Origin of the sequence: Flexivirga sp. (assembly GCF_051955415.1) — a bacterium.
In the GTDB taxonomy this organism is placed as follows: Bacteria; Actinomycetota; Actinomycetes; order Actinomycetales; family Dermatophilaceae; genus Flexivirga.
The window spans coordinates 97912-115196 of the sequence record NZ_JBQCGS010000102.1 but is presented as its reverse complement, the minus strand read 5'-3'; the positions used below and the strand labels follow the sequence as shown (position 1 = coordinate 115196).

At 69.8% G+C, this 17285-nt stretch carries 18 protein-coding genes; 11 read left to right on the top strand and 7 right to left on the bottom strand.

The genetic code is table 11. The annotated features are described in order from the left end of the window. The first annotated feature begins 61 nt into the window (after nt 1-61). Entirely contained in the window at nt 62-1258 is a 1197-nt protein-coding gene (locus tag ACTHL4_RS16615) for a S1C family serine protease (RefSeq protein ID WP_440283875.1), read from the top strand. A 57-nt stretch (nt 1259-1315) separates the two neighbouring features. Here ACTHL4_RS16615 and ACTHL4_RS16610 read toward each other — a convergent pair whose 3' ends face one another. Both ACTHL4_RS16610 and menE read right to left on the bottom strand, forming a co-directional pair. Next, a complete protein-coding gene (locus tag ACTHL4_RS16610; RefSeq protein ID WP_440283874.1) occupies nt 1316-2191 on the bottom strand; it encodes a 1,4-dihydroxy-2-naphthoate polyprenyltransferase in 876 nt (291 codons plus the stop codon). Between the two features lie 36 nt (nt 2192-2227). Continuing rightward, on the bottom strand, nt 2228-3382 hold the full coding sequence (gene menE / locus ACTHL4_RS16605; protein ID WP_440283873.1) for an o-succinylbenzoate--CoA ligase: 1155 nt from the start codon (nt 3380-3382) through the stop codon (nt 2228-2230). A gap of 101 nt (nt 3383-3483) precedes the next feature. On the opposite strand from menE, the gene ACTHL4_RS16600 reads away from it, so the two are divergent. Both ACTHL4_RS16600 and ACTHL4_RS16595 read left to right on the top strand, forming a co-directional pair. Further along, nucleotides 3484-4227 carry an SDR family NAD(P)-dependent oxidoreductase gene (locus ACTHL4_RS16600; protein ID WP_440283872.1) on the top strand — a complete coding sequence of 248 codons (744 nt, stop codon included), beginning with the start codon at nt 3484-3486 and terminating at the stop codon, nt 4225-4227. A gap of 177 nt (nt 4228-4404) precedes the next feature. Continuing rightward, nucleotides 4405-5184, top strand: coding sequence for an inositol monophosphatase family protein (locus tag ACTHL4_RS16595; RefSeq protein WP_440283871.1), 780 nt, complete (start codon nt 4405-4407; stop codon nt 5182-5184). A gap of 11 nt (nt 5185-5195) precedes the next feature. On the opposite strand, the gene ACTHL4_RS16590 is transcribed toward ACTHL4_RS16595, so the two are convergent. Both ACTHL4_RS16590 and ACTHL4_RS16585 read right to left on the bottom strand, forming a co-directional pair. After that, complete coding sequence (locus ACTHL4_RS16590) at nt 5196-5633, bottom strand: cytidine deaminase (RefSeq protein WP_440283870.1); 438 nt, start codon at nt 5631-5633, stop codon at nt 5196-5198. A 203-nt stretch (nt 5634-5836) separates the two neighbouring features. Continuing rightward, entirely contained in the window at nt 5837-6835 is a 999-nt protein-coding gene (locus tag ACTHL4_RS16585; RefSeq protein WP_440283869.1) for an o-succinylbenzoate synthase, read from the bottom strand. A gap of 31 nt (nt 6836-6866) precedes the next feature. On the opposite strand from ACTHL4_RS16585, the gene ACTHL4_RS16580 reads away from it, so the two are divergent. Next, nucleotides 6867-7805: a 1,4-dihydroxy-2-naphthoyl-CoA synthase gene (locus ACTHL4_RS16580; protein ID WP_440283868.1), complete on the top strand. Its 939-nt coding sequence runs from the start codon at nt 6867-6869 to the stop codon at nt 7803-7805. Nucleotides 7806-7970: 165 nt separating this feature from the next. On the opposite strand, the gene ACTHL4_RS16575 is transcribed toward ACTHL4_RS16580, so the two are convergent. Continuing rightward, a complete protein-coding gene (locus tag ACTHL4_RS16575) occupies nt 7971-8483 on the bottom strand; it encodes a MarR family winged helix-turn-helix transcriptional regulator (protein WP_440283867.1) in 513 nt (170 codons plus the stop codon). Between the two features lie 84 nt (nt 8484-8567). On the opposite strand from ACTHL4_RS16575, the gene ACTHL4_RS16570 reads away from it, so the two are divergent. The 7 genes from ACTHL4_RS16570 to ACTHL4_RS16540 all read left to right on the top strand — a co-directional run bounded on the left by ACTHL4_RS16570 (nt 8568) and on the right by ACTHL4_RS16540 (nt 15137). After that, a complete protein-coding gene (locus ACTHL4_RS16570) occupies nt 8568-10496 on the top strand; it encodes an ABC transporter ATP-binding protein (RefSeq protein ID WP_440283866.1) in 1929 nt (642 codons plus the stop codon). 37 nt (nt 10497-10533) lie between these two features. After that, complete coding sequence (locus ACTHL4_RS16565; protein ID WP_440283865.1) at nt 10534-11253, top strand: hypothetical protein; 720 nt, start codon at nt 10534-10536, stop codon at nt 11251-11253. Then, nucleotides 11250-11930, top strand: a complete 681-nt coding sequence (locus ACTHL4_RS16560) for a hypothetical protein (protein ID WP_440283864.1) — start codon at nt 11250-11252, stop codon at nt 11928-11930. Before ACTHL4_RS16565 ends, ACTHL4_RS16560 begins: the two co-directional genes overlap by 4 nt. 19 nt (nt 11931-11949) lie before the next feature. Beyond that, the gene (locus tag ACTHL4_RS16555) at nt 11950-12585 is read left to right on the top strand and encodes an HAD family hydrolase (RefSeq protein WP_440283863.1); all 636 of its coding nucleotides are present in this window, start codon (nt 11950-11952) and stop codon (nt 12583-12585) included. Nucleotides 12586-12716: 131 nt separating this feature from the next. Next, nucleotides 12717-13100: a cold-shock protein gene (locus ACTHL4_RS16550; RefSeq protein ID WP_440283862.1), complete on the top strand. Its 384-nt coding sequence runs from the start codon at nt 12717-12719 to the stop codon at nt 13098-13100. Between the two features lie 3 nt (nt 13101-13103). Further along, the gene (locus ACTHL4_RS16545; RefSeq protein WP_440283861.1) at nt 13104-13883 is read left to right on the top strand and encodes a DUF3027 domain-containing protein; all 780 of its coding nucleotides are present in this window, start codon (nt 13104-13106) and stop codon (nt 13881-13883) included. Between the two features lie 288 nt (nt 13884-14171). Next, nucleotides 14172-15137, top strand: coding sequence for a hypothetical protein (locus ACTHL4_RS16540; protein ID WP_440283860.1), 966 nt, complete (start codon nt 14172-14174; stop codon nt 15135-15137). A gap of 361 nt (nt 15138-15498) precedes the next feature. On the opposite strand, the gene zwf is transcribed toward ACTHL4_RS16540, so the two are convergent. Both zwf and ACTHL4_RS16530 read right to left on the bottom strand, forming a co-directional pair. Further along, nucleotides 15499-16938, bottom strand: coding sequence for a glucose-6-phosphate dehydrogenase (gene zwf / locus ACTHL4_RS16535; RefSeq protein ID WP_440283859.1), 1440 nt, complete (start codon nt 16936-16938; stop codon nt 15499-15501). Between the two features lie 48 nt (nt 16939-16986). Next, a complete protein-coding gene (locus ACTHL4_RS16530) occupies nt 16987-17241 on the bottom strand; it encodes a DUF2530 domain-containing protein (RefSeq protein ID WP_440283858.1) in 255 nt (84 codons plus the stop codon). Nucleotides 17242-17285: the final 44 nt, after the last annotated feature.

The window sequence follows — 17285 nt, the reverse complement described above, 5'->3', positions numbered from 1 at the left end:
TTCCCCGGTGGTGCTTTGACCGGCGCGGGAACCTGGGTTCAGTCGAATTTCAGGAGCCGTCATGAACCGTCGAATCGCAGCCGCCACCGCGGCACTCGCCGTCGTCGCGCTGGCACCCGCCGGTGCGGTCGTCGCCGACCAGATGCTCGCCGACCACGTCACCGTGTCCGGGGCAGCACCGTCGGTGACGATCCCCACGTCGCCTTCCACGGGCAGTTCCGGCACCGGCGGATCGTCCGGTGACAACTCGGGCGGCTCCGGCAGCAGCTCCGGCAACGGCAGTGCACCGGACGGCAACGGGCAGAGCCCGTGGCGCCAGGCAACCAGTGCCCGCACCTCGGGCACGCCGGTGTCGTCCTGGCCGGGGGTGGTCATGATCGACACCGTCGTGCAGGGCGGTGAGGGGGCCGGCTCGGGCATCGTGCTGACCTCCGACGGCGTCGTGCTCACCAACTACCACGTGGTGGATGGCTCGACCGCGATCCGCGTCAAGGTGGCGAACGGGTCGACGTACACGGCCAAGGTGCTCGGTTTCGATCAGACCCACGACGTGGCCCTGATCAAGCTCGAAGGCGCCAGTGGGCTGCAGACCGCGTCGCTGGACACCGGCAAGGCGCTGCTGGGCGAGAAGGTCACCGCGGTCGGCCAGGGCGGCGGCCGGGGCACCCTGTACAAGACCAGCGGCCGCATCACCGACACGAACCAGCAGATCACCGCGTCCGACGGCGGCACCGGTGCCTCCGCCGAGACACTTCACGGTCTGCTGGAGACCAATGCGCAGATCGTGCCGGGCTACTCCGGCGGTCCGTTGCTCAACTCCGGTGGTCAGGTCGTGGGCATGGACACCGCCGCGTCGTCCGGCACACCGGTCACCGGCTACGCCATACCGACGTCCGCGGCGCTGAAGATCGCGGGCCAGATCGAGAGCGGCACCAAGACGTCGACGGTGCACATCGGCAGCCGGGCTGCGCTCGGGGTGGAGATCAGCACCCGGTCCGCGGCGGCCTACGGGTATGGCGGCAGTGCGACCGGCGCCTCGGTCGTCGGTGTCGCCTCGGGTGGCGCAGCAGCATCGGCCGGCATCACGGCCGGTTCGACGATCACGGCGATCGACGGCAAGCCGGTGGCCGGGCCGACGGCACTCACCGGCGTGCTGGACACGAAGTACCCCGGTGACAAGGTCTCGGTGAGCTGGGTCGACGCGCAGGGCCAGCCGCACACCGCCACGGTCACCCTCGGCACCAGCCCGCAGAACTGAGGCTTCGGCGGGCGGCCGGTGGCCCAACCGGCAACGGTTGCCGGTTCGGGGTCGCCCTCAGGAGCTGAGGAGCAGCCCGATGCCGAAGAGGACGCCGTACGCCAGGATCGTGACGCCCGTCGTCGCGAGCGGCGGGATCAGGTCGCGACCGGTGGCGCCCTGGTTGACCGTGCGCACCGACCGTGCCGACAGTGCGAGGCCGATCAGCGCGATGATCGCCCACGGGTGCTGCACGGCCGAGACCACGACCGCGACCAGCGCGACCGCGAACATCCCGGTGAACAGCTTGCGGGTGGCGGCGTCACCGATCCGGACCGCCAGGGTGCGCTTGCCGGACACGGTGTCGCCGGGTATGTCGCGCAGGTTGTTGACCACCAGGATCGCGCAGGCGATCGCACCGATCCCGACGGCGGCGGCGACGGCACTCAGATCGACCGATCCGGCCTGGGTGTACGTGGTGCCGAGCGTCGCGACCAGCCCGAAGAAGACGAAGACGAAGACCTCGCCGAGTCCCATGTAGCCGTACGGGTGTTCGCCGCCGGTGTATTTCCAGGCCGCCACGATCGCGAGCGCTCCGGCGACCAGCAGCCACCAGGTGCCGGACAGCGCCACGAGCGCCAGACCGCACACCGCAGCTGCGGCGAAGCAGGCGAACGCGGCCGACTTGACGCTGGCGGGGGTCGCCAGGCCCTGTCCGACCAGCCGCACCGGGCCGACCCGGGCGTCGTCGGTGCCCCGGATGCCATCGGAGTAGTCGTTGGCGAAGTTAACGCCGATCTGCAGCAACAGCGACACCAGCAGGGCGAGCAGCGCGTGTGCCGGGTTGCCGTCACCCAGCGCGTAGGCGGCACCCGTGCCGGCCGCGACCGGTGCGACGGCGACGGGAAGCGTGCGAGGGCGGGATCCGGCGATCCATTCGTTGAGCGTGGCCATGGGCGTGCGTGATGACTTTCGGGTGAGGGGCGGCCGTCAGTCGGCCTGCTGATGAGCAGTCAGAGTCTGCCATCCGGGCGCCGCGGCCAGCGCCGTGCGGTCCGGCTTGCCCGGCCCGCGCAACGGGATCTCGTCGACCAGCAGCAGCCGCTTGGGCAGCGCATACGACGGCAGGTGCTCGCGCAGGTGATCGCGGATCTCCTGCAGGGACAACGGCGTCCGAGCTCGTATGGCGAGACCGACGGCTTGCCCCCAGTCGTCGTCGGGCAGGCCGAGCGCGACCGCCTCCAGGACATCGGGGTGGGTTGAGGCGGCAGTTTCCACGATGCGTGGTGCGACCTTGACCCCGCCGGTGTTGATCAGGTCGTCGATGCGCCCGATGACCTGGAGTGTGCCCTCGCGCCATACGCCCAGATCGTCGGTGCGGAACGTGCGGGTGCCGTCTGCCAGATGCCCGAACGTCGTGGCGGTCAGGTCCGGTCGCCCCAGGTAACCCGCGGCGATGGTGGTGCCGCACAGCGTGATCCGGCCGTCGTCGGCCAGCTCGACGGTGGTGCCGCTGAGTGGAACGCCGCAGTAGACGCAGCCGCCGGAGGTCTCGCTGGAGCCGTAGGTGGTCAGCACCGTGGCGCCGAGACGCGCAGCGTCGTCGAGCAGGGCCGGGTCGGACGCGGCGCCGCCGAGCAGGATGCCGTCGAACGCGGCGACCGCCGATCGCGCTGCATCGCCACCGTCCAGCAGGCGGCGCAACTGGGTGGGGACGAGGGCGGTGTAACGGCGGTCATGGGCGAGTCGGGTTGCCGCGGCGACGAACTCGGCGACCCCGAAGTACTCCATCGTCACCGGCGTGGTGCCGGCCCGCACACTGCGGATCAGCACCTGGGTGCCGGCGATGTGTTGCGCCGGCATCGGCAGCAGCCACTGCCCGGGACCGCCGAGGCGTTCGTGGGTGGCGTCGGCGCTCGCGGTCAACGCCTGCCGGGTGAGCATCGCGGCCTTGGGAGTGCCTGTCGAGCCGGAGGTGCTGACCACCAGGGCGAGATCGTCCGGCAGCGCGGCGGAGACGTCGAGGCCGGGGACGCGACCCGCGGCATACGGCGCCAGGGCCGGACCGCTGCCGTCGAGCGCTGCGGCGAGGGCGGTGCGGTAGGCGGTGAGGTCACCGACGGCGAACGGTTGCAGATCCGGCACCCGCCCAGCGTAGGTCCCCGGACCACCGCTCTCTCGTGAGCGTCGGACGTCGCGGTGACCGGCCGCGCCGCCGCGTGAGCCGTCGACGAAGGAGAAGTGCGATGACCCGTCCGATCGCAGTCGTGACCGGAGCCAGCAGCGGCATCGGCCGCGCGACCGCGCGCACATTGGCGACCGAGGGCTTCGAGGTCGTCTGCGCCGCGCGCCGCACCGACCGGATCGAAGCGCTCGCGGCCGAGATCGACGGTCGCGCGGTCACCTGTGACGTGACGAAGTCCGAGGACGTCGCGGCACTCGCCGAGGCGGCGGGCGAGCGGATCGCGGTGCTGGTGGCCAACGCCGGCGGCGCGCTCGGGACCGATCACATCGCGGACGCCGACTTCGAGGACTGGCGGATCATGTTCGATACCAACGTGATCGGCTCCGCCGCGACGATCCAGGCCTGCCTGCCGGCCCTGTGCGCCGGGCGCGGCGTGATCGTCACCGTCGGCTCCACCGCGGGGCTGGTGTCTTATGAGGGCGCCGCCGGCTACTGCGGTGCCAAGGCCGCCGAACACGCGATGATGATGTCGTTGCGGCTGGAACTGGTCGAGCAACCGGTGCGGGTCTGCGAGGTCCTGCCCGGCCTGGTCGAGTCCGACGAGTTCTCCCTGGTCCGTTTCCGCGGCGACACCGACAAGGCTGCCAAGGTGTATGCCGGAGTGCGCAATCCCTTGACCCAGGAAGACGTGGCGAGCTGCATCGCCTTCGCCGCGACCTGCCCCGAACACGTGAACATCGACCAGCTGGTCGTCCGCCCACGCGTGCAGGCCGCAGCACACAAGCTGCTCCGCGAGGACGCCTGACTCCGCGCGATCATGCCTGCCCCCCGTCCCGCGGCGGAGAAGTCGATACTGTCGTGACTTTCTCGCCTGAAATGGCCGTTTGAGGCGCGTGGGTGGCGACTGTCGTTACTTTCTCGCCGCGCCACGACACGGGGCCTGCGTGACCGGTGGGTTCGTCGGCCCGGCATAGTGGAGCACGTGCAGACTGACGAGGTCCTGACCCTGCTGCAAGACGTCGCCGCGACGGTGATCGAGCCCCGCTTCCGGGCTCTCGCCGACGCCGAGGTGATGGAGAAGAAGCCCGGCGACCTGGTCACGGTGGCCGACCGGGAGGCCGAGGTGGAGATCACCAAGGCGCTGCGCGCGGCATACCCCGACGCGCTGATGGTGGGGGAGGAAGCTGTCTCCGCCGACGCCAGCGCACTGAGCGCCGCCGCTGACGCGGACCACTGGTTCACGATCGACCCGGTCGACGGCACCCGCAACTTCGTGCACGGTTCGCAGGACTACGCGGTGATGGTGGCCGAGCTGCGTGGCCGCGCCGTCGTCCGCAGCTGGATCTGGCAGCCCGAGCACCGGCTGGCGTATGTCGCCGAACGCGGTGCCGGCGCCTGGTGCGGCGCCCGGCGGCTGGAGGTGCCGTCCCGCGACGGGCAGAACCCGCGCGGCCGCACGTCACGCCGGTCACTGGTCGGCACTGCGCTCGCGGATCTCGCACCATTGGAGCTGACCTGGGCGAGCTGCGGCATCGATTACCCCAAGCTCGCCGAAAATGCCTGTGATTACGTGCTTTACAACTCCGTGATGCCCTGGGACCACGCCCCTGGTTCGCTGCTGGTCGCCGAGGCCGGGGGTGTGACGACGTATGACGACGGGGCGCCATACGATCCGACCAGCACCCGGTCGCCCCTGATCGCCGCCGGCACTGAGGACATCGCCGTGGCGGTGCAGACCGCCCTGAACGGCTCCACGGTCTGATCGTTCGGCCTTCAGCCGAGCCAGCCGGCGTCGACCTCGTCGGGGAAGACGGTCATCCAGTAGTCGGGCAGCACGTCCTTCAGGGCCTTCCAGACGATCTCGCTCGCATCGGTCCGGTCAGCGACCGCGACCAGAACGTCCGAGCCGTGGACGGCGAGCCGCTCGCGGCATACACCGCACGGGCTGAGCACGATGGTGCGGCCGCCGGACTGCCGGTGCAGGCAAACGGACGCGACGACCGGCTGCCCGAGCCGGAACGCCGCGCAGTAGGGCTCGATCTCATGGCAGACCTCCACCGACGGGTTGACCGCGTCGGGTGCGGTGCCGGTGAGGATCGTGCCGTCGGCGAGCAGCAATGCCGCGGCGCCCCGGTCCTCGCCGCCGGGGAAGCGGGTGTCGATCAGGGCCTTGCAGGCGGCGGCGGTCGCGTCCAGCAGCTGTGGGTCCACGCGGCCAGCGTAGGCAACTGGTGTCGCGTCCGCCGCTGAATTATCCTGCGGATGTCACACCGCTCATATACCTGCACGCTGATCGAGTAGCGGCCGAGGTACGAGCGTCGTCCTGAGTAGCCCGGAGCTTGCGGAGGGCCTATCGAAGGGGACGCGTATCGAGATCAAGTGCCTTGGCGTGGTCTCGATACGCTCGTGCCTCGCTACCCGACCGACGCGAGGTGGCGGTGACAGGCGGTCACGCGGTCGCGCCACCACTGCTGCCGGCCGTCCGGCGCGCGGTGTCGTTCCAGCAGGTCGGAGTCCGGCGCGGGTCGTCGTACGGCGAGTGAACCGTCTTGCGGGACAAGGGAATTGCGCACCACGTCGCCGGCCATCAGTTCCAGCGTGCCGAGCCCACACGCGTGCGGCAGCTCCGGCAGGGCGGCGGCCAGCGCGACGCCGGCGGCGATGCCCACCGAGGAGTCGATCGCGCTCGACACCACCGTCGGCAGCCCGGCATCCGTGGCGATCCGCAGCGCGGCGGCGACACCACCGAGCGGCGCCACCTTCACCACCGCCACGTCCGCCGCGCCCAGCCGGGCCACCCGCAGTGGGTCCTCGGCCTTGCGGATCGACTCGTCGGCGGCGATGCGCACGTCGATGCCGTTGCGCGCCAGCAACTTCCGCAGGTCGACGAGTTCCTCCACGGTGGCACACGGCTGCTCGACATACTCCAGTCCGTATGGCGCGAGCGCCGCGATCGCCGACCCCGCATCATCCACCGACCAGCCGCCGTTGGCGTCCACCCGCACGAACGCGCCGGCCCCCATGACATCGCGGGCCGCCGCCACGCGGGACACGTCATCGGAGAGCGACTGACCGGACTCGGCGACCTTCACCTTGGCGGTGCGGCAGCCGTCATACCGGGCCAGCACGTCGGCCACCTCGGATGCCTCGACCGCCGGCACGGTCGCGTTGACCGGCACCGAGGAGCGCACTGCCACCGGCCACGATCCCCAGGCCGCGTCGATGGCGGCGCCGAGCCAGCGGGCGGCCTCCGGGGCGGCATACTCCTGGAAGGGCGAGAACTCGCCCCACCCGGAAGGGCCTGAGAACAGGGCGATCTCGCGATGCATGACGCCGCGGAAGCGCACCTGCATCGGGATGCTGACGACGTGCATGGTGGCGAGGAGCTCGTCCAGCGGCGGTGTGGCGGTCACGGCGTACGACGGTAGTCATACCCTTGACCGGGTGAGTGAGCAGAGCCAGGTCAGCGAGATCTTCGACGAGAGTGCGTGGCAGCCGGTCGAGGGCTTCGACTTCACCGACATCACCTACCACCGGTGCGTGCGACCCGGCCCGGAGCAGGGCACGGTGCGGATCGCGTTCGACCGTCCCGAGGTGCGCAACGCGTTCCGGCCGCACACCGTCGACGAGCTCTACCGGGCGCTCGATCACGCGCGGATGACGCCGGACGTCGGTGTCGTGCTGCTCACCGGCAACGGCCCGAGCGCCAAGGACGGCGGCTGGGCGTTCTGCTCCGGCGGCGATCAGCGCATCCGTGGCCGGTCGGGCTATCAGTATGCCGAGGGCGAGACCGCCGACACCGTCGACGCCGCCCGCGTCAAGGCGCAGGGCGGCCGGTTGCACATCCTGGAGGTGCAGCGGCTGATCCGCACCATGCCGAAGGTCGTCGTCGCCGTGGTGAACGGCTGGGCGGCCGGCGGCGGGCACAGCCTGCACGTGGTGTGCGACCTGACGATCGCCAGCCGCGAACACGCCCGCTTCAAGCAGACCGACGCCGACGTCGGGTCGTTCGACGCCGGCTACGGCTCGGCATACCTGGCGAAGATGGTGGGGCAGAAGAACGCCCGCGAGATCTTCTTCCTGGGCCGCACCTATGACGCCGAGACCATGCAGCGGATGGGCGCGGTCAACATCGTGGCCGACCACGCGTCGCTGGAGGACGAGGCGCTGCAGGTGGCGGCCGAGATCAACGGCAAGAGTCCGACGGCGCAACGGATGCTGAAGTTCGCGTTCAACCTGACCGACGACGGGCTGATGGGGCAGCAGGTATTCGCCGGCGAGGCGACCCGGCTGGCGTACATGACCGACGAGGCCGTCGAGGGTCGTGACTCGTTCCTGGAGAAACGCGACCCCGACTGGTCGCCGTTCCCCTGGTATTTCTGAGTTCTTCCGGTCGCGCTACTTCGCGGAAGAGCGCGAGTGGGGGCTCTTCTCCTCCACCTGGCGCACAGGTCGCGTCCCCTGACCGAGAGGAGTACCGACCGACCGACAGGAGTACGGATTTCGCTCGATTCCGTACTCCTCTCGGTCACGGGGTACTCCGCTCGGTCATGAGGGCGGGCGGTGGTGGGGGGCCAAGGCGGCGCCGAGGAGGGCGGCCAGCTCCGCGCGCTGTGACTCGCTGAGGTGTCCGAAGAACTTGTCGCCCTGCGCCGCCCGCACGCGTGCGATCCGCCGGCGCAGCGAACGGCCCTCGTCGGTCAGCGCGATCGTCACCGCGCGCCGGTCCGTGGGATCGGGGGACCGGCGCACCAGTCCGCGCTGCTCCAGGTGATCCACCACCTCCGTCGCCGACCGCGGCGCGATGTCCAGCCGGGCGGCGACGTCGCTCAGGCGCGGCGGCTGCGCGCCATACCGCTCGATCACCCCCAGCGCGCGGGACTGGCTGGGCGTCAGCCCGAAGGGTTCGAGCTCGCTGCGGGTCGCCCTGCGCAGCGCGCGCGCCGTGTGCATCACCAGCTGTGACAGCGACTGCTGTGTCGGGTCCGAGGCATCGGGACGCGGCTGGCCCCGCTGCGCTCCTCCACCCGCTACTCGCCCCGCGTGGTGTGAACTCTGCATCCGGGAATTGTATGGCGATCTTCGCGGTTACAGCAATGTGAGGTAACCTCACCAATAGCTTCGACCGAAAGGCAGGTGCTGCCTGTGACAGCCACCACCACACTTCCCGGTTCGCCGGGCGTCCGCCCGCGCAGTGGCGCGCCAGACGGTCACGAGTCCGGCCACGGCCGCGGCGGACCCCGCCGCAAGAGTGCCGCCGACGTCGCCCAACTCGAGCAACATCCCGTCCCCCTGCGCCGGATCGCGGCGCTGTTCCGGCCGCACCGGCGCCCGCTCGCGATCGTCAGCGCCATCATCGTGCTCAGCTCGCTCATCGGTCTGGTCACTCCGTTCCTGACCAAGCGCCTCATCGATGACGCCATCCCGCACCAGAACGTCCGGTTGCTGCTGATGCTGGTGGGCGGCATGCTCGCCATCACCGTCACCACGCAGGCCCTCGGCGTCGTCCAGACCTGGTTGTCGACGAAGATCGGCCAACAGGTCATGCACGGCCTGCGGACCGACCTGTTCGCCCACCTGCAGCGGCTACCGCTCGGCTTCTTCACCCGCACCCGCGGTGGCGAGGTGCAGTCCCGGCTGACCAACGACGTCAACGCCATGCAGGGCGTCGTCACCAACTCCGCGACCTCGGTCGCCACCAACATCACCACCGCCGTCGGCACCGCGGCCGCCATGGTCGTGCTGTCCTGGCGGCTCTCGCTGCTCAGCCTGCTGGTGCTGCCGCCCGCGATCTGGCTGACCCGCCGCGTCGCTCGGCTGCGCCGCACCATCCAGTCCCGCGCGCAGCGGGCGCTCGCCGACATGCAGACCCAGATCGAGGAGTCGCTGTCGATCAGCGGCGTGCTGCTCGCCAAGACCGTCGGTTCCGGACCCGCCCTCTCCCAACGCTTCCGCGAAACCTCGCGCGAACTCACCGAACTCGAGCTCCAATCGCAGATGGCCGGCCGCTGGCGGATGGGCACCATGGCGATCGTGTTCTCCGCCATACCCGCGCTGATCTACCTCGCGGCAGGGCTGCCGGCAACCGGCGGCGGTATGACGATCGGCACGCTCGTCGCGTTCACGGCGCTGCAGTCCGCGCTCTTCCGGCCGATGCTCGGCGTGCTCAACGTCGGCGCCGAGGTCGTCACGTCGATGGCCCTGTTCAGCCGGGTCTTCGAATTCCTCGACGCGCCCGTCACCATCGACGACCCCGAAAAGCCCACAGCCGTCGACCCCGTCACCGCGCGCGGCGAGGTCACCCTGACCGACGTCACGTTCCGGTATGACGGGGCCGACCGCGACGCACTTCACCACATCGAGCTGGAGCTGCCCGCCGGCAAACAGGTCGCCCTGGTCGGTGCGACCGGCTCGGGCAAGTCGACCCTCGCCGGGCTCGTCTCCCGACTGCACGATCCGAGCAGCGGCACAGTCGCGATCGACGGCGTCGACCTGCGGGACATGACTCTGCAGAACGTCTCGGACCTGGTCGGCGTCGTCTCCCAGCAGAGCTACCTGCTGCACACCACCATCCGGGAGAACCTGCGCTACGCGCGGCCGGACGCGACCGACGAGCAGATCGAGGCCGCCGCCCGCGCCGCCCAGGTGCATGACCTCATCGAGGCGTTGCCCGACGGTTACGACACCCTGGTCGGCGCTCGCGGGCACCGCTTCTCCGGTGGAGAGCAGCAGCGGATCGCACTGGCCCGCACCATCCTGCGCGATCCGGCCGTGCTGGTGCTCGACGAGGCGACCAGTGCCCTGGACAACACCACCGAACGCGCCGTACAACTCGCGCTGGACGAGGTGAGCCGGGGCCGGACGACACTGACCATCGCGCACCGACTGTCGACGGTCCAGGGCGCCGACCTGATCGTCGTCCTCGACGGCGGACGCATCGCCGAGCGCGGCACCCACGAGGAGCTCCTCGCCCGCGGCGGCCGATACGCCGGCCTGTGGAACGCGCAGGCCGCGGGCTCCGTCGGTGCTGAGGCGGCCGACCGGGTGGACGCGGCCGACGGCCACATGGTCTGATCACCGCACCGTCACCGCAGTCGCTCGGAGTCCCGTCATGAATCTGCCCGCTCGCCGCGGCATAGCCCTGACCGTCATCGGTCCGATCCTGATGCTGATCTTCGCTCCGGCAGCGCTCGGGATCGGGGTCTGGCGTGGAGTCGTAGCCTCCGACGCTCGGCTCGACGCATACCCGTGGGTGAGAGGCGCGCAGTCGATCTGGGTGGACGACACTGCCGCTAGGTCGATCCTGGTGTCCGACGACACGATGGAAGACATCTCGTGGGTGGACTGTGTCGTGAGCGGCCCCTCCGGCGAGGCGGATCTTGATGTCAGTGTCGACGGAGGGCCTATCGCGAGTTCGTACGTCGAGTTCGGGGTGTTCCACCCGGACACACCCGGAAGCTACGAACTCGACTGCGCGAACGAGCAGGTCAAGGTCGTCCCGACCACAGCGGTGGACGACGCCGACGAAGCCTTCGGGCTGCGATTTCTGGTCGGCCTCGTCGCAGCCGTCGTGTTGTTCCTCATCGGCGGGACGTTGCTGATCGTCGGCATCGTCAAGCTGGTTCGTTCGTCCCAGGAGCGGCAGCGGGCGCTGCTCGCCCGGGCAGGGTATGGCTACGGCCCGTACCAGGGGCCGTACCAGGGGCCGTACCAGGGGCCAACGTACGGTGTCCCGCCGTTGGCGCCATACCAGAATGGTCGCCGGGAGCAGCTGCCCGCAATGGGGGACCCGAAGGATCCCTTCGCCCCGCCGACGGAGAGGACGCCATGAACGTGCCGAAGCGCAGAGGTCTCGCGCTGACCATCATCGGCGCGGTGCTGATGCTCGTGATCGCGCCCACCGCAGCCGGCATCGGCATCTGGAAGGGCGTCTCGCGTGGCATGAGCGTCGTGAGCGACACGCGCTGGGTCGCGCCCGGCGGCACCGTGCAGGTGACCGGTGCCGAGGACCAGACGATCCTGGTCGAGGGTCGCTACGACTCGACGTCACCACTGCCGACCTGCCGGGTCACCGGCCCGGACGGCCGACCGATCAACGTCGACCAGGGCAACGCGCGGTTGTCGATGGACTGGGGCGGCACGGCATACACCCGGGCGGGCACCTTCCACAGCTCCGGCACCGGTGACTACACGATCGACTGCACCGGGCTGCGCACCAAGGTGCTCACCTCCCAGGTCGCCAACGACGTCGCCCGGCGGGTGCTCGTGCCGCTCGGCATCGGTCTCGGCATCGGGGTGATCGCGTTCCTGGCCGGGGTGGTGCTGCTCGTGGTCGGCATCGTCAAGCTGGTCCGGTCCGGTCAGGAGCGGGCCCACGCGCGGGCCGCAGCGGCCGGCTGGCCGGGTCAGCACGGGCCGGGAGCCCCGCCGTACGGCCCGCCGCCGGGGTATGGCGCGCCGCAGCCGCCATACCGTCCGGACGACCCCGAGGACCCCTACCGGCGCTGACCGGCCTATCGTTCCCGACGTGTATGACGCTGGGCGCCTCGTCGTCGGATTCGACCTCGACATGACACTGGTGGACTCCCGCCAGGGGATCGTCGACTGCATGCAACGCGTGCTGGAGGCGCGCGGCGTCACCGCGACCGAGGACGAGCTGTGGCCGCTGATCGGCGCACCGCTGCTGGACAACCTGGCGCTGTTCCTGCCCGACGACCAGGTGCACGGCGCGGCCGCGGACTACCGGGCGGCATACCTGCTGCACGCGATCGAAGTGACCGTGCTGCTGCCAGGGGCGCGCGACCTGGTCGACGCCATCCACGAGGCCGGGGGCACCGTGCTGGTGGTGAGCGCCAAGAACCCGACCGCGGTCCAGGCGGTGCTGGAGCACGTCGGCATCGTCCCGGACGTGGTCGTCGGTAACCTCTTCGCCCACGACAAGGCGGGCCCGCTGCGCGAGCACGGGGCCACGGCATACGTCGGCGACCATCGCGGTGACATGCAGGCCGCGCGGGCGGCGGGCGTGCGTGGGATCGGTGTCGCGACGGGGCCGATCGACCCCGACGGGCTGCGGGAAGCCGGCGCCGACATCGTCGTCGACGAGCTGGCCGAACTCATCCCGCGACTGGACGAGCTGAGCGCCGGCGCGACCGCCGCGCACTGACCTGGTCCACGGGCCAAACGATTCGATCGAATCGGCGCCGACGGGTTAATCTTGCGCCGCAAGCATCGCGTGACGCATGCGTCGCCGGCGCTTCCCGACCAGCAACCCCGCAACAATCAAGTAGGTGTCACGTGCCTTCCGGCAAGGTCAAGTTCTTCGACTCGGACAAGGGCTTCGGGTTCGTCTCCGGCGACGACGGGCAGGACGTCTTCCTGCCGGCCAGTGCGCTGCCGGCCGGTGTGACGTCGGTCAAGAGCGGCACCCGCATCGACTATTCGGTCGCGGAGGGTCGTCGTGGTGCACAAGCGCTGAGCGTGACCCTGCGTGACGCGTCCCCGTCGCTCGCGGCCCGGCATCGCAAGCCGGCCGACGACATGGCCGTCATCGTCGAAGATCTCATCAAGTTGCTGGACGACCTGGGCAACGGCCTGCGCCGCGGCCGCTACCCCGACAAGCGCCACGCCGACAAGGTCGTCACCGTGCTGCGCGCCGTCGCCGACGATCTCGAGGCCTGAGCGATGCCGACCGACAAGCCGACCAAGAAGGCGACCAGCAAGAAGGACGCCAAGCCCAAGGCCGACAAGGTGCTGCTGGCGGCGACCGACCTCGCCCACCAGGCGGCCGTCGACATCGCCGAACCGGGCACGGTCGGTGAGCACGTCGGAGCCGTCATGCTCGGTGACCGGCTGGCCATGCACTACTTCGAATGCACGTCGCCGGGCTATGTCGGGTGGCATTGGGCGATCTCGGTGGCCCGGGCGCCGCGGCAGAAGTACGCGACCGTGTGCGAGACCAACCTGCTGCCGACCGATGCCGCCGTGTTGTCCCCGGATTGGGTCCCGTATGTCGAGCGCCTCGCACCCGGCGACATCGGCGCCGGCGACGAACGGCCCTATGTCGAGGACGACCCCTACCTCGAGCCCGGCTTCGAGGCCACCGGCGAGGAGGACGTCGACCAGGTCGGCCTCTTCGAGCTCGGTCTCGGCCGCCCGCGGGTGCTGTCCGCCGAGGGCCGGGACGCCGCGGCGCAGCGATGGTACGACGGCGACGGTGGGCCGCACTCCGACGTCGCACAGCAGGCCAAGGCGCACTGCTCCACCTGCGGTTTCTTCGTGCCGATGCCGGGTGCGCTGCGTCAGGTCTTCGGCGTCTGCGCCGGCGAGTGGTCCCCGTCCGACGGCAAGGTCGTGTCGCTGGACCATGGGTGCGGCGCACACAGCGAGACGCATGCCCCGGCGACCGCGCCGGAGACGGTTGACGCCCCGGTCCTCGACGAGTTGGCGCTCGACTTCTCCTGAGCTGAGGGCCTTTCCGGATTCCGGCTTCCGGCTTCCGGCTTCCGGCAACCCTGGGAGTATGCCGATCGCGTGGAATAGGCCGCGCTTGGCATTGCGGCGATTCCGGCGTCTCTGGGAGTATGCCGATCGCGTGGAATGGGCCGCGCTTGGCATGGTGGCGATTCCGGCACTGCGAGTATGCCGATCGCGTGACCGGCAGCCGCGCGCGATCGGCATAATCGCCGCTGCGTCTCCCGGTTGTCCACAGGCCCGCTGCAGACATTCCCTGCAGGGGCCAGGATCGTGCGGATGACAGAGCAGTCCACTGTGGCCAAGCACCTCGTGGTCGGTCGGCCCAAGCTGTATGGCGCCGACCGGCGTCCCATCGCCCGCGATCTCGCCGCCGAGCATGACGGCGTCGTCCACCGCCTCATCCTCGCCCAGCACGGGATCGACCGGCATAGCATCCGGACCGAGATCGACGCCGGCCGGTGGTTCCGGGCGGGCCGTCACACGGTGGCGATCGGATCACCCGAGTTGAGCGCCATCGCGAAGCGGTGGCAGGCGGTCTGGGAGAGCGGTTCCGGTGCTCGGCTGGACGGCTCGAGCTCCTTGGTTGCCGGCGGTATGACAGGGTTCACTCCGCCCGTGATCGACGTGTCGCTCCCCGCACGCAACCGGCACCACGTCGTGGAAGGGGTGCGACTCCACCGGCCGCAGCATCCCTCCGCGGTAGTCGGTGCCGGCATACCTCGGGTGTCGACCGAAGTCGGAACGCTGCACGCCGCCGCGTGGGCCGTCAGCGACCGGCAGGCCGCGCTGTTGATCTGTCTGCCTGTGCAGCAGCGCATGACGACGGCCGCACGGCTCGGCCTGGCCTGGCGCGGAGTGACCCGGTCGCCGCGCCGTGCCTTCCTCGACGCGGTGATCGCCGATGTGACCGACGGCGCGCACTCCTTGGGCGAACTCGACTTCACCCGGATGGCGCGCGAGGTCGGTTTGCCCGCTCCGACGCGTCAAGCGGTGCACACCGGTCCGAACGGACGGGTCTACCTCGACGTGCGCTGGGACGAGGTCGGTCTCGTGGTCGAGATCGACGGCGGTCATCACGCGCTGGCGCTCCACCCCATCGACGATGCGCTCCGGCAGAACGAGCGAGTACTGGCAGGTGACAAGATGCTCCGCATCCCGGTCATCGGCCTACGGCTGACACCGAGGGAGTTCCTCATCCAGGTGCGTCGGTTGTATGACGCCCTCTTTGCCGCCCGCAGCTGATCGACCGATCCCAGGGTTATGCCGATCGCGTGGAATCAACCGCGCTTGGCATACTGCGGAATTCGGCCGATCCCAGGGCTATGCCGATCGCGTGGAATCAACCGCGCTTGGCATGCTGCGGAATGCGACCGATCCCAGGGATATGCCGATCGCGTCGAATCAACCGCGCTTGGCATGCGGAGGAATTCGACCGATCTCAGAGTTATGCCGATCGCGTGGAATCAACCGCGCTTGGCATACTGCGGAATTCGACCGATCCCGGGAGTATGCCGATCGCGGGGTATCAACCGCGATCGGCATACTGCTGCGCGATTCAACCGCGATCGGCATACCCGGAACCGACCGGAGTGCGGCAGACGAATCAGCCCTTCTCGCGCCACTTGCGCTCGAACGGCAGCCGCCACGCGTTCGGCGCGATGAGCTGGTGGATCTGGTTCGGACCCCACGACCCCGGGGCGTAGGGACGCACCGGCGGCGGATTGTCCAGCAACGGCTGGCTGATCTCCCACAGGCGCTCGATGCCATCGGCCGTCGTGAAGAGGGTGTGGTCGCCGCGGACGGCGTCGTAGATGAGCCGCTCATAGGCCTCCAGCACGGACCCGGACCAGTCGGTGTCCTGCACCGCGAACTGCATGGAGACCTTGTCCATCCGGAAGCCGGGGCCCGGCCGCTTCCCGTAGAACGACAAGGACACGCGGGCTTCGTCGGCGAGGTCGAAGGTCAGGTGGTCCGGTCCCTGCTGGCCGACGCCGGACCCGGACGGGAACATCGACTTCGGCGGCTCCTTGAACGCGATGGAGATGATCCGCTGCCCCTCGGCGAGCTTCTTGCCGGTGCGCAGGTAGAACGGCACGCCGGCCCAGCGCCAGTTGTCGATGCGGCATTTCAGCGCCACGAAAGTCTCGGTCTCCGACTCCGGGTCGACACCCTGCTCGTCCCGGTAGCCCTGGTACTGGCCGCGGACCACTTCGGTCGGCTCCAGTTGCACCATGGAGCGGAAGACCTTGTTCTTCTCCTCGGTGATGGACACCGGATCCAGGGAGGTGGGCGGCTCCATCGCGGTGAACGCCAGCACCTGGAACAGGTGGGTCACCACCATGTCGCGGTAGGCACCGGTGCCTTCGTAGAACGCTGCGCGGCCCTCCAGGCCCAATGCCTCGGGCACGTCGATCTGGACGTGGTCGATGAAGTTGCGGTGCCAGATCGGCTCGAAGAGCCCGTTGGCGAAACGGAACGCCAGGATGTTGAGCGCGGCCTCCTTGCCGAGGAAGTGGTCGATGCGGTAGATCTGCGACTCGTCGAACACCTCGTGCACTGCGGCGTTCAGCTTGACCGCGCTGGCCAGGTCGGTGCCGAACGGCTTCTCCATGATCACCCGGGACCCCTCGACCAGACCGGCGGCCTCGAGGGTCTTGATGACGTCGAGCGCGGCCTTGGGCGGCACGCTCAGGTAGTGCAGGTGCTGGATCGGCGGCGCCATGTCCTTCTCCGCCTCGGTGACGCAATTACGCAGTGCCGCAGGCCCTTCGGAGCCGGGCACGTAGTGCAGCCGCCGGGCGAAGGCGTTCCACACCTTCGGCTCCACCGGGTGCTTGCTGAACTCGTGGACCGCCTTCTTGGCGAACTCGATGAACTCCTCGCGGGACATCCCCTCCAGCGAGGTGCCGATCACCCGGAGGTCGGCGAGCAGATGGGTGTCGAAAAGGTGGAACAACCCGGGAAGCAGCTTGCGCCGGGACAGGTCACCGGTCGCACCGAAGAGGACGAATGTGGTCGAATCCTGCATGGCGTCTGGCGTCATACCCCCAACCTTCCACCTTGAGCCGTCGTGGCGGAAGCCGGGTGAGGATTACGCCGCGCTGGCGTTGCCCCGGCCGCGCTTGAGGTAGGCCCAGCCCAGCGCACCCAGCGCCGCGCCGGCGACGCAGGTCCACGGCCACCAGCCGCGGCCGTTGTCGTGCAGCGCCGGTATGACGAGGGTCGCCACCAGCGCGACGACCCACATCGCGACGCCGATCTCCACGACGCGCAGCACATCGACCTTCACCGGCAGCAGGTCGTCGGCGGACAACGCAGCGGCTTCCTCGGACGCGGAATCGTTCACGCACGCAAGCCTAGGGCACCCCACCGCTCGGCCGGACCGACCGC

What these genes read in the sequence shown, in the direction of transcription:
- ACTHL4_RS16540 (WP_440283860.1), top strand. Translation starts at nt 14,172, where the DNA reads ATGACAGAGCAGTCCACTGTGGCCAAGCACCTCGTGGTCGGTCGGCCC.
- ACTHL4_RS16600 (WP_440283872.1), top strand. Translation starts at nt 3,484, where the DNA reads ATGACCCGTCCGATCGCAGTCGTGACCGGAGCCAGCAGCGGCATCGGC.
- ACTHL4_RS16575 (WP_440283867.1), bottom strand. Translation starts at nt 8,483, where the DNA reads ATGCAGAGTTCACACCACGCGGGGCGAGTAGCGGGTGGAGGAGCGCAG.
- ACTHL4_RS16610 (WP_440283874.1), bottom strand. Translation starts at nt 2,191, where the DNA reads ATGGCCACGCTCAACGAATGGATCGCCGGATCCCGCCCTCGCACGCTT.
- zwf (WP_440283859.1), bottom strand. Translation starts at nt 16,938, where the DNA reads ATGACGCCAGACGCCATGCAGGATTCGACCACATTCGTCCTCTTCGGT.
- ACTHL4_RS16565 (WP_440283865.1), top strand. Translation starts at nt 10,534, where the DNA reads ATGAATCTGCCCGCTCGCCGCGGCATAGCCCTGACCGTCATCGGTCCG.
- ACTHL4_RS16560 (WP_440283864.1), top strand. Translation starts at nt 11,250, where the DNA reads ATGAACGTGCCGAAGCGCAGAGGTCTCGCGCTGACCATCATCGGCGCG.
- ACTHL4_RS16615 (WP_440283875.1), top strand. Translation starts at nt 62, where the DNA reads ATGAACCGTCGAATCGCAGCCGCCACCGCGGCACTCGCCGTCGTCGCG.
- ACTHL4_RS16545 (WP_440283861.1), top strand. Translation starts at nt 13,104, where the DNA reads ATGCCGACCGACAAGCCGACCAAGAAGGCGACCAGCAAGAAGGACGCC.